10 protein-coding genes and 3 pseudogenes are annotated in these 11,176 nt (G+C 72.6%); 9 read left to right on the forward strand and 4 right to left on the reverse strand.

All coding sequences use genetic code 11. The annotated features are described in order from the left end of the window. Positions 1–115: 115 nt before the first annotated feature. A pseudogene (locus Pme01_RS31875) lies at positions 116–589 on the forward strand (snapalysin family zinc-dependent metalloprotease); the annotation flags it as partial. A gap of 39 nt (positions 590–628) precedes the next feature. Beyond that, a pseudogene (locus tag Pme01_RS31880) lies at positions 629–1,339 on the forward strand (S1 family peptidase); the annotation flags it as partial. Between the two features lie 100 nt (positions 1,340–1,439). Here Pme01_RS31880 and Pme01_RS26620 read toward each other — a convergent pair. Together Pme01_RS26620 and Pme01_RS26625 are read right to left on the reverse strand one after the other, a co-directional pair. Continuing rightward, positions 1,440–2,108, reverse strand: a complete 669-nt coding sequence (locus Pme01_RS26620; RefSeq protein ID WP_168117696.1) for an HAD family hydrolase — start codon at positions 2,106–2,108, stop codon at positions 1,440–1,442. 47 nt (positions 2,109–2,155) lie between these two features. Continuing rightward, a pseudogene (locus Pme01_RS26625) lies at positions 2,156–2,851 on the reverse strand (CDP-alcohol phosphatidyltransferase family protein); the annotation flags it as partial. Positions 2,852–2,935: 84 nt separating this feature from the next. Between Pme01_RS26625 and Pme01_RS26630 the strand changes: the two are divergent. From Pme01_RS26630 to Pme01_RS26660, 7 genes are read left to right on the forward strand one after another with little or no spacing between them, the layout of a single operon-like run. After that, complete coding sequence (locus Pme01_RS26630; RefSeq protein ID WP_168117698.1) at positions 2,936–3,931, forward strand: zinc-dependent alcohol dehydrogenase; 996 nt, start codon at positions 2,936–2,938, stop codon at positions 3,929–3,931. Then, positions 3,919–4,317, forward strand: coding sequence for a 6-pyruvoyl trahydropterin synthase family protein (locus Pme01_RS26635; RefSeq protein ID WP_168117699.1), 399 nt, complete (start codon positions 3,919–3,921; stop codon positions 4,315–4,317). Before Pme01_RS26630 ends, Pme01_RS26635 begins: the two co-directional genes overlap by 13 nt. Then, complete coding sequence (locus Pme01_RS26640) at positions 4,314–5,378, forward strand: glycosyltransferase family 4 protein (RefSeq protein WP_168117700.1); 1,065 nt, start codon at positions 4,314–4,316, stop codon at positions 5,376–5,378. The genes Pme01_RS26635 and Pme01_RS26640 overlap by 4 nt, the downstream gene beginning before the upstream one ends. Further along, complete coding sequence (locus tag Pme01_RS26645; protein ID WP_168117701.1) at positions 5,375–6,184, forward strand: class I SAM-dependent methyltransferase; 810 nt, start codon at positions 5,375–5,377, stop codon at positions 6,182–6,184. The genes Pme01_RS26640 and Pme01_RS26645 overlap by 4 nt, the downstream gene beginning before the upstream one ends. Positions 6,185–6,240: 56 nt before the next feature. Next, positions 6,241–7,170 (forward strand): lysylphosphatidylglycerol synthase transmembrane domain-containing protein, encoded by a 930-nt coding sequence (locus Pme01_RS26650; RefSeq protein ID WP_239088485.1) that lies wholly within the window; start codon positions 6,241–6,243, stop codon positions 7,168–7,170. Beyond that, entirely contained in the window at positions 7,167–7,865 is a 699-nt protein-coding gene (locus Pme01_RS26655) for a GTP cyclohydrolase II (protein ID WP_168117703.1), read from the forward strand. Before Pme01_RS26650 ends, Pme01_RS26655 begins: the two co-directional genes overlap by 4 nt. Then, positions 7,865–9,490 (forward strand): LTA synthase family protein, encoded by a 1,626-nt coding sequence (locus tag Pme01_RS26660; RefSeq protein WP_168117704.1) that lies wholly within the window; start codon positions 7,865–7,867, stop codon positions 9,488–9,490. Before Pme01_RS26655 ends, Pme01_RS26660 begins: the two co-directional genes overlap by 1 nt. 21 nt (positions 9,491–9,511) lie before the next feature. Here Pme01_RS26660 and Pme01_RS26665 read toward each other — a convergent pair whose 3' ends face one another. Further along, positions 9,512–10,480, reverse strand: coding sequence for a chymotrypsin family serine protease (locus Pme01_RS26665; RefSeq protein WP_168117705.1), 969 nt, complete (start codon positions 10,478–10,480; stop codon positions 9,512–9,514). A 170-nt stretch (positions 10,481–10,650) separates the two neighbouring features. Continuing rightward, the gene (locus Pme01_RS26670) at positions 10,651–11,106 is read right to left on the reverse strand and encodes a DoxX family protein (RefSeq protein WP_168117706.1); all 456 of its coding nucleotides are present in this window, start codon (positions 11,104–11,106) and stop codon (positions 10,651–10,653) included. Positions 11,107–11,176 lie beyond the last annotated feature (70 nt).

Consider the following 11,176-nt stretch of genomic DNA (forward strand, 5'->3'; position numbering starts at 1 on the left):
GACGTCGGCGACCCCTTGACAGCCCCCTTCCGGCATAGCTCCACATATTGAAGTCTCTCAATATTCACGTACCGTGTGGGCAGGGCAATCCCCCTCAAGATCCAGGAGGCCACCCATGCCCCTACGAAGACTGTCGGCCGCGGCGCTCGGTGCCGTCGTCATCGCGGCGGTCCAGCTCGCCGCCGTGGCGCCGGCACACGCGGCTGCCCGGGTGCTGTACTACGACGCCAGCCGCGCGGCGGAGTTCGTCTCCGTCGTCAACCAGGGCGCGCAGATCTGGAACAGCCGGGTCAGCAACGTGCGACTGCAGCCGGTGTCGGCCGGCCAGCGGGCCAACATCACCGTGTACGCGGACAACGGCTGGCCGCGCACGTACTCCACGTCGCTCGGCAACGGCTCCTGGTACATGGGCCGCCAGGCGGTCGACCAGGGCTACTACCAGCCGCGCATCGCCGCGCACGAGTTCGGGCACATCCTCGGCCTGCCCGACCGCCGCACCGGGCTGTGCAGTGACCTGATGTCCGGCAGCAGCGCTCCGGTGTCGTGCACCAACGCGTACCCGAACAGCCGGGAGGCCGCCGAGGTCAACAGCAACTTCGCGAGCCTCCAGACGACCGGCGCCCGCACGTACGAGTGGGCCGACACCGCCGGGTACGCCGCCGCACCGGAAGACGCCGACGCCGCCTCGGACACCGACCCGTCACCGTTGATCGTCAACGGTCGGCCGGCGTCGCAGAACTACTCGTTCCTGGCGTACGTGTCCGGCTGCACCGGCTCGCTGATCAAGGCGAACTGGGTGGTCACCGCCAAGCACTGCTCGACGCCGTCGTCGGTACGGGTGGGTAGCGTGAACCGCACCAGCGGCGGGGCCGTCGTGTCCGTCGCCGGCTCGGTCAGCCACCCCAGCATCGACGTCAAGCTGCTGCGGCTGGCCAGCTCGGTGAGCTACGCCCCGGCGCCGATCCCGACCACCGCGGGCGCGGTCGGCACCGCCACCCGGATCATCGGCTGGGGTCAGACCTGCCCGACCCGGGGCTGCGGCTCGGCACCGGCCACCGCCAACGAGCTCGACACGTCGATCGTGGCCGACAGCCGGTGCGCGGGCATCAACGGCCCGTACGAGATCTGCACCGACAACACCAACGGCAACGCCGGCGCCTGCTACGGCGACTCCGGCGGCCCGCAGGTGCGGATGGTCAGCGGCCGGTGGAACCTCATCGGCGCCACCAGCCGATCCGGCAACGGCAGCTCGGTCTGCGCCACCGGCCCGTCCATCTACGAGGACCTGCCGTCGATCCGCTCGTGGATCAACACCCAGGTGGGCGGCCTGCCCAGCTGAACGGTCAACCCGCGGCGGGGTGACCCGGTGTCACCCCGCCGTCCCGGTTGCCGCCCCTGCTCTCGGCGCGGCCCTTCGGCCGGTCCCCCGAGACGACGCGTCAGGTCAGCGACAGGACGCGCCCGAGCCCGCGCGGGCCTTCCTTCGCCGGGGGTGGCAGCAGGAGCACGTGCATCCCGGTGGTCACCGCGCCGGAGTCGGTGAGCGGGTTGTCGCCGACCATGAGGGTCCGCTCCGGGCGCACCCCCAGGTGCTCGCAGGCGGTGAGAAACGGCTTGGGATCGGGCTTGCAGACGCCGTACTGGTACGACATCACGACGGTCTCCACGAACGGCGACAGTCCGAGCAGCTCCATCGCCGGGCGCAGGTCGAAGCCGGTGTCACTGACGACGCCGACCCGTAGCCCCCGCTCGCGCAGGGCCTTCAAGGTCGGGAGGGTGTCCGGGAACGCCTCCCAGGACCCGGCGTCGACGGTGAGCGCGTACAACGCCTCGCTCAGCCCGCGGGCCAGCCGCTCGCACCCGGCCACACCGTACAGCGCGGTCCACACCTCCCGGTGCCGGGCGTTCGACAGGTCCCGCCCCTTGGCCAGCTCCTCGGCGGTACTGCTGCGGTCGAGCACCCGCCGCCAGACCTGCCCGACCTCGTCCGGGTCGAGCGGGCCGGCACCGAGGTTGGCCGCCGCCCGGTGCAGCAGCGTCTCGCCGTTGCCCGACAGCCGGATCAGCGTGTCCCCCGCGTCGAACAGCACAGCCTCGAACCGACTCACCTCGACACCTCCTTCACCACCGCGCTGACCAGGAACTTCTGCCGGCGCACGGGGCGGGGCGGGCGGTACCACAGCCACCCGACGTCACGGCCGAAGGACTCGACGAGCAGGGCCAGCGACACCGCCACGGCGGCGGCCGTCAGCGGCCGGGGCAGTACGTCGGCGGTCGCGGCGACGAGCACGATGCCCTGGGTCGCCGCGACGACCTTCCGCCAGTAGCGCGGCGGCAGCGCCCCTCGCATCCAGGGCAGCACCCAGCCCGCCGCCACGAAGGCGTACCGCATCGCTCCGATCGCGAGCACCCAGGTGCCCACCGGGCGCGCGACGTCGACGCTGAGGACCAGGATCAGGAACGCGTCGACCTCCATGTCGAAGCGCGCGCCGAGCGCGGAGACGGTACCGGTACGCCGCGCGACCGCGCCGTCGACCGCGTCGAGGACCAGCGCGACGCTCGCCAGGGCGACCAGCACTCCGACGGGCGCCGGGCGTTCGAACGAGTCCACCGTCAGCGCCGCCACGCCGCCGACGAGCGTGGCCCGGGTGAGCGTCACCCGGTCGGCCGGGCCCAGCGCACCGGCACCGGCCCGGGACAGGCCCGTGCTGAGAGCGGCGCAGACGACCAGCCCGTACCCGGCGCCCGTCAACCAGCCGGCGGCGCCGAGACCGACCGTGCCGGCCAGGGTCGCCAGCAGGGCAACCTGAAAAGTCAGTCCGATTATGGGACCCGTTCGAACCGCGGGCACCGTACCTCCGTGAACATGGGTGTCACTTGATCGTGCACACGCAGGAACCGGCCGACCGGTTCACCATGCTGAGGAGGACGTCGATTGAGGCGAGAGGCGCAGGCCTTCTGGCTCCACTCGCCGGGCACGGGTGAGCTCCGGGCGATGAGGCTGCCCGACCCCGGCCCGGACGAGGTGCTCGTCCGGACCCTGTACTCCGGCATCAGCCGGGGCACCGAGACGCTGGTCTTCTCCGGCGGAGTACCCGAGAGCCAGTACGCCGCGATGCGCGCGCCGTTCCAGGAGGGCGGCTTCCCCGGGCCGGTCAAGTACGGGTACCTGAACGTCGGCGTCGTCGAGGCGGGCCCGCCGGCGTTGCGCGGCCGGACCGTCTTCTGCCTGTACCCCCACCAGACCGCGTACGTCGTGCCGGCCGACGCCGTGGTCTGCGTACCCGAGGATGTACCGCCCGCCCGTGCGGTACTGGCCGGCACGGTGGAGACGGCGGTGAACGCCCTGTGGGACGCCGCGCCGCTCGTCGGCGACCGGATCACCGTCGTCGGCGCCGGCATGGTCGGCTGCTGCGTCGCGCGGGTCGCCGCCCGGTTCCCCGGCGTACACGTCCAGCTTGTCGACGCGGACGCGACCAAAGCCGCCGTCGCCGCCGCGCTCGGCGTGGAGTTCGCCCTACCGGCCACGGCAGAGCCGGGCCGCGATCTCGTGGTGCACGCGAGCGCCACCTCGGCCGGGCTCCAGCACGCGCTCGAACTGCTCGCGCCGGAGGGTACGGTCATCGAACTGAGCTGGTACGGGGACCGCGCCGTCAACCTGTCGCTGGGCGGGTCGTTCCACTCCGGGCGCCTGACCATCCGCAGCAGCCAGGTCGGCACCGTCTCGCCGGCCAGGCGGGGCAGCCGCACGTTCGCCGACCGCCTGGCGCTCGCCCTGGAGCTGCTGCGCGATCGGGCGTTCGACGCGCTGATCACCGACGAGTCCCGCTTCGAGCAACTACCCGACGTCCTCGCCCGACTGTCCACCGGCGACCTGCCGGGGCTGTGCCACCTCATCACCTACGGAGACAGACCGACGTGTTCAGCGTGACCGTCCGCGATTCCATGATGATCGCCCACAGTTTCCGCGGCGAGGTCTTCGGACCCGCACAGCGGCTCCACGGCGCGACGTACGTCGTCGACGCCACGTTCCGGCGCCCCGAGCTCGACGCCGACAACATCGTCGTCGACATCGGCCGGGCCGCGAGCGAGCTGAACGCCGTCCTCGGCGAGCTCACCTACCGCAACCTCGACGACGAGCCCGCGTTCGCCGGCGTCAACACGTCGACGGAGGCGCTCGCCAAGGTGATCGCCGACCGGCTCGCCGAGCGCGTATCCGCCGGCGCCCTCGGTGACGGTGCCCGGGGACTGACGGGGATCAGCGTCACCCTCCACGAGTCGCACATCGCCTGGGCCAGCTACGAACGCGCCCTATGACGCACGTACACGTCGTCCTGCCGAACGACATCGACGACCCGGCGACCCCGAGCGGCGGCAACGCGTACGACCGCCAGGTCTGCCGGGGCCTCGCCGCCCGTGGATGGCGCGTCACGGAGCACGCCGTGCCCGGCGCCTGGCCTCGGCCGTCGGCCGCCGAGCGCGCCGGCCTGGCTCACGTACTCGACAGGGTTCCCGGCGACGCCGTCGTCCTGCTCGACGGGCTGGTCGCCTCGGCGGTTCCGGAGATCCTGGTACCGGCGGCGCGCCGGCTGCGCCCGGTCGTCCTGGTACACCTGCCGTTGGACGACGCCTCGGAGCGTGAGGTCCTCACGGCCGCGCGTGCGGTCGTCACCACCAGCGCCTGGACTCGTCGCCGATTGCTCGACCTCTACCCGCTGCCCGCCGACCGGGTACACGTCGCGACGCCCGGAGTGGAGCCCGCACCGCTGGCGCCCGGCTCCGGCGCCGGCTCGGAACTGCTCTGCGTCGCGGCCGTCACGCCGCACAAGGGGCACGACGTGCTGGTCGACGGCCTCGCCAAGGTCGCGGACGCGCCCTGGACCTGCACGTGCGTCGGGGCGCTGAGCCGGGATCCGGCGTTCGTCGACCGGCTCCGCCGCCAGCTCGCGGAGGTCGGTCTCGCCGACCGGATCCGGCTGGTCGGCCCGCGCACCGGGGCCGACCTCGACGCCACGTACGCCGCCGCCGACCTGCTGGTACTGGCGTCGCGCGGCGAGACGTACGGCATGGTGGTGACCGAGGCCCTCGCCCGGGGCATCCCGGTGCTCGCGACGGCGACGGGCGGGCTGCCCGAGGCCCTGGGCAGCGCACCGGACGGCAGCCTGCCGGGCGTCCTCGTCGAGCCGGACGCTGAGCTGGCCGTCGGCGCCGCGGGCGCCGACCCCGCAGCCATGGCCGACGCACTCCGTCGCTGGCTGTACGAGCCCGAACTGCGGCGCCGGCTGCGGCGGTCGGCCCGCGCCCGCCGGACCACGCTGACCGGCTGGGCGGTCACGGCCGAGTTGATCTCGAATGTCCTGAAGGGAGTGTCCGCATGACCCGCGCCTTCGTCGACTGGCTCACGCTCCGGGAGGGCGCCGACGCGGCCGCCCGCGCGCCGGAGCTCGTCGAACCGCTCCGCCAACGGTTGGCGGAGCGCTCCCGGCTGGTCATCCACGACCTCGGCAGCGGCACCGGATCGATGGCCCGTTGGCTGGCGCCACGGCTGCCCGGCCCCCAGAGCTGGGTCCTGTACGACCGCGACGCCGACCTGCTGGCGCGGGCCACCGCCGAGCCGGTCGCCGCCGCCGACGGCACGCCCGTCACCGTCGGGACGCGGCAGCGCGACATCACCCGGCTGACCGCGGACGATCTCGACGGCGCCTCCCTGATCACCGCTTCCGCGCTGCTGGACATGCTGACCGCCGACGAGGTCGAGCGGGTCGTCGCGACGTGCGTCGACGCCGGCTGTCCGGTCCTGCTGACCATCTCGGTGATCGGCCGGGTCGAGCTCACGCCGCCCGATCCGCTGGACGCGACGGTCGCCGAGGCGTTCAACGCCCATCAGCGCCGCACGACCGGCGGCCGGACCCTGCTCGGACCGGACGCCGTCGACGCGTGCGTCGAGGCGTTCCGCCGTCGCGGCGTCGACGTCGTGGTCCGGTCCAGCCCGTGGCGGCTCGGCGCGGACCGGTCCGACCTGGTTGACGAGTGGTTGCGCGGCTGGCTGGGCGCCGCGTGCGAGCAGCGGCCGGAGCTGACCGACCGGGCGGCCTCGTACGCGGCCCGCCGCCTCGCGGACGCCGCCGCGGGTCGGCTCGGCGTCGTGGTCGGCCATCACGATCTCCTCGCCGGCTGCACCTGAACCGGCGACGCCGACGATGCGTGTGTGGCAATAAGACGATCCTTCCGGGAGACCTGTTGCGCACCGTGTTGACACCGACGTTCTGGGCCTGGGCCCGGCCGCTTGCGGGCTTGGGCATCCTCGCCGTGCTGCTGTGGCGGCTGGGCACCGGCCCGTTCCTCGCGGGCCTGCGCCTGATCGACGCCGGTACGCTCGCCGCGGCGCTCGGGATCGGCGTGCTGACCACCTACTGCTGCGCCTGGCGGTGGAGCCTGGTCGCCCGTGGCCTCGGGGTGCACCTGCCGCTGCGGGCCGCCGCAGCCCACTGCTACCGGTCGCTGTTCCTCAACGCGACGCTCCCCGGCGGGGTGCTCGGCGACGTGCACCGCGCGGTACGCCACGGACGGGACGTCGGCGACGTCGGCCGTGGCGTCCGGACCGTGGTGTGGGAACGCTCCGCCGGGCAGGCCGTCCAGGCCGCGATCGCGGTCGTCGTGCTGCTCGCGTACCCGTCACCGGTGCGGCCGTACCTGCCGGCAGTGATCGCGGTGACGGTGGTGACCGGCCTCGGGACCGTACTCCTGGCCCGGGCCGTGCCGAGCAGGCGCCTGTCACGGGCGCTCCGCACGGCGCTGGCGGACGTCCGGGACGGGCTGCTCGCGAGCCGCAACTGGCCGGGCATCGTGGTGGCCTCCGTCGTGGTCGTATCGGGCCACCTGGCGACGTTCGTCATCGCGGCGCGTACGGCGGGCTCGGGCGCGCCCCTCTCCCAGCTGGTGCCGCTGACATTGCTGGCGCTGCTGGCCATGGGGCTGCCGCTGAACGTCGGCGGTTGGGGGCCGCGCGAGGGCGTGGCCGCGTGGGCGTTCGGCGCCGCCGGCCTGACCGTCGCGCAGGGAGTCGCAACCGCGGTGGTGTACGGGGCGCTGGTGCTCGTCGCGAGCCTTCCCGGCGCCTGCGTGCTGATGTTTCCACGGAAGAGCCGGCCGAACGAAGGAGAGCAATGAGCCAAACACCGCCCGTCGCAACGGTCCGGACGCAGGTGACGGTACCGCTGCGGTTTCCCGACGGGTACGCCACGACCGCGCGGGTGTTCTCCTTCAACGGGTTGGTGGACGGCCGGGAACATCTCGCGTTCGGCCTGGGCGACCGGGCGAGCCTCGGCGACCGGGCGAGCCTCGGCGACCGGGCGCGATCGCAGCCGGCGGACGGGCCCGCGCCGCTGGTCCGTCCGCACAGCGAGTGCCTGACCGGGGACGTGTTCGGCAGCCAGCGCTGTGACTGCGGCCCGCAGCTGAGGGAGGCGGTCGAACGCATCGCCTCCGTCGGCGGCTTCCTGCTCTACCTGCGGCAGGAGGGCCGGGGCATCGGCCTGTACGCCAAGCTCGACGCCTACGCCCTGCAGGACGGCGGCCTGGACACCTACGAGGCGAACGTGGCGCTCGGTCACGGCGAGGACGAGCGCGACTACACCGCCGCGGCCCAGATGCTCGCCGCCCTGGGCGTGCGGCGCTGCGCGCTGCTGACCAACAACCCGGACAAGGACGAACAGCTCAGCCGGCTCGGGGTGACCGTGACCGGGCGCGTGCCGACCGGCGTGTACGCCTCCCCGACCAATGCCCGGTACCTGGCGGCGAAGGCGAGCCGCACCACCGGCGAGCCGGTCCGGTACCGGACGTCGACGTTCCCCGGAGCGGCCTGATGACGACGCCGGCCAAGCGTGCGACCACCGTCCTGGCCGGGCTGCTGGTGTTCATCGCCCTCGTTCTCCCCGACCGGCTCGCCCATCTCACGCCGGCCGCGCTCGTCCGGATCCCGCTGGAGGGCCTCGTCGTCGTCGCGCTCCTGCTCGTCCTACCGGCGCGCTCGGGGCGGATCGCGGCGGTGGCCGTCGGCGTCGTCCTCGGTCTGTTGACCGTCCTGAAAATCCTCGACCTGGGCTTCTACGAAGCCCTCGGCCGGCCGTTCGACCCGGTGATCGACTCGAAGCTGCTCCGTGACGCCGTGGATACTCTGGGGAGGTCGATCGGCGAGGGGCGGGCGGTCGCGGTCGCGGTCGGCGTCGTGGTTGCCGCCACCGCCATGTTCGTCCTGTTGACGCGCTCGATGCTGCGCCTGACCCGGATCGCGGTCCGGCACCGGAGCATCACGGGCCGTACCGTCGCGGTGTTCGGGGTCGTCTGGCTGGCCTGTGCCCTGCTCGGTGCCCAGCTCGTCCCGGGCCTGCCGGTCGCCTCCTGGAGCACGGCCGCCGTCGTGGGCGACAGCGCCCGCCTGGCGCACGCGAGCCTGAACGATCCGACGGTGTTCGCCCGGCAGGCCACGGTTGACGCCTTCCGCGACACTCCGGCCGACCGGTTGCTGACCGCCCTGCGCGGCAAGGACGTCATCTTTCCCATCATCGAGAGCTACGGCCGTTCCGCGATCGAGGACCCGGCGCTCGCGCGGATCGTCGGCCCGGTCCTCGACGCCGGTACCCGTGAGCTGACCGCTGCCGGGTTCACCGCCCGGAGCGCCTTTCTGACCTCACCGACGTACGGCGGTGGGAGCTGGCTGGCCCACTCCACGCTCCAGTCCGGATTGTGGATCAACACCGAGCAGCGCTACGGCCAGCTCGTCACCACCGACCGCCTGACCCTCGCCGGCGCGTTCCGGCGCGCGAACTGGCGGACGGTCAGCGTCATGCCCGGTACGGCCGGAGCCTGGCCGGAGGGCCACACGTTCTACCACTACGACCAGGTCTACGCCGCGCAGGATCTCGGCTACCACGGCCCGAAGCTCACCCTGGGCACCATGCCCGACCAGTACACCCTGTCGGCCTTCCAGCGCCTCGAGTACGGCAGGCCGGACCGCGCCCCGTTGATGGTGGAGGCGCCCCTCAGCTCGAGCCACGCCCCGTGGGCGCCGGTACCGCAACTGATCGACTGGAACGACGTCGGCGACGGCTCGGTCTTCGGCCCGGTGGCCGGCTCCACCGACCAGCCGGCCTCCGTGTGGCGCGACCCCGGTCGCATCCGCACCGCGTACGCGCGCTCCATCGCGTACTCCCTTAGCGCTCTCGTCTCCTGGGTGAAGACCTACGGCAAGGACAACCTCGTCCTCGTCTTCCTCGGCGACCACCAGCCCGCGGTCGTCACCGGCGAGTTCGCCAGTCGGGACGTACCGGTCACGATCGTCGCCAAGGATCCGGCCGTGCTGGACCGGATCTCCGGGTGGGGTTGGCAGGACGGCCTGAAGCCCGGTCCGCGGGCCCCGGTGTGGCGGATGGATTCGTTCCGCGACCGGTTCCTGACCGCGTTCGGGCCGCAGGCCGAGCCCACCCGGTGACCGAGGGCGCGCCCCGGCGCGTCAGAAGGTGATGCCCAGCTCGGTCTCGACGACGGCCGCGGGGGATGCCACCCCGAAGCGCAGCGGGTCGCCGAGACTGGTGGAGCCCGAGGCGAAGTACAGGCCGACCGCCCGGTTGTCCGGCCCCACCACCAGCGAGCCGGAGTCTCCGCTCTCACCGAAGACGATCGACTGTGGGAAGTCGGCGCGGATGTGGATCTGGTTGGTGAAGGTCCGCAGTGTGGTCGGCACGAACCCCACCGCGGGGAACGCGGGGAAGTCGAGGATGACGCTGAGACCGGTGCCGGTGACGATGCCGAACGTCTGGCCGGTGGTGCGGCCCCGCTTCGTCACCAGCATCCCTGGCGTCGCGTCAACCGTCTTGAAGACCGGTCCGATGTCGACGATCTCCGGCACCGAGTCGAGCTCGAGCCGGCAGATGGCGGCGTCCACCGGGCCGCTCGGCGTGTTCTCCGGGAACGACCAGTCGGCGAGGGTACCGATCCGGTCTCCGGGCAACGAGCCGAGTGGGCTGGGCTCGGGCTGGACGATCTCGTCGCCCACCGCGCGGTTCGGGTCTACGCACAGCACGTGGAAGTTGCTCAGCCCGTAGAAGATCGACGGGTCTAAGGAATCCTGGACGACGGCCCCGAGGGTACCGACGTGCACGCTGCCGGTGGCGACGAAGCGGGACGCGGCGACCGAGCTGCCGCCCATGACCGGCCGGAAGCGGGTGGTGTCCGGCAACTGGGCGGTGAGCTGGAAGACCCGCTGGATCACCACGACCGGGAAGGGGAACGTGTCGACCGCCGCCTGGACCTCGAAGGGCACGGACTCGGCGTCCGCGACGAAGATCCGTAGGGCAAGGTCCTCGGGATCGGGTGTCTCCTCGTCGCGCAGGCCGAAGTCGACGCCGGTGATGAGGCCGGCTTGCAGCAGCGGACCCTCCAGGGCCTCCTTTGCCGCGACGACCTCGGGCGAGATCTCCATGACGCCTCCTCAACGCGCTGCCGCTCACGTTCGACGCTAGGGCACGCTCTCGCGTCATCCAGGTTTCCGTCGGCCAACCGACATCGGCGGTCGCAGGTGCCGGCCTGCCGTCGGGCCACGCGGGGCACCGACGGCAGGCCGAGGTACGGGTCCCTGCCCCTGATCGACGGTCAGGCAGCGGACGCGCCGACCTCCTGCGGGTCGGACTGCTTCGACCGGCGGAGCCGGCCGACCAACGCGTCCACGCTGAACCGGCCGGCACCGAAGGCGGCGAGCAGCAGCGCGCCGATGCCCAGGGCGACCACCAACTCGAAGCCGCCTTCGGTGACGAACGGGCCCTTGGTCGCGTGGACGAGGACGAACGCGCCGGCCATGTCCAGGGCGAGGAGCAGCCCGGCAATCGGCACCGCCACCCCGAGGATCAGCGCGAGGCCGCCCACGAGTTCGACCGTGGCGGCGAACGCGGCCGCAGCGGTGGGCGCGGGGATGCCCATCTTCTCAAATCCACCGGCCGTGCCCGTCAGACCGAACGTGGCCCACTTCTGCCAGCCGTGGGCGACGAACACGATACCCAGGCCGAGGCGGGCGACGAGCAACGCGAGGTCACGCAGCGTGGTGTTGGTCATGAGAAGCGACTCCTCCGGTAGTTGAGCTTTCAACAATCGGGGCAACCATACCGTGTCATGGTTGAGCGTT

Origin of the sequence: Planosporangium mesophilum, assembly GCF_016863255.1 — a bacterium.
In the GTDB taxonomy this organism is placed as follows: Bacteria; Actinomycetota; Actinomycetes; order Mycobacteriales; family Micromonosporaceae; genus Planosporangium; species Planosporangium mesophilum.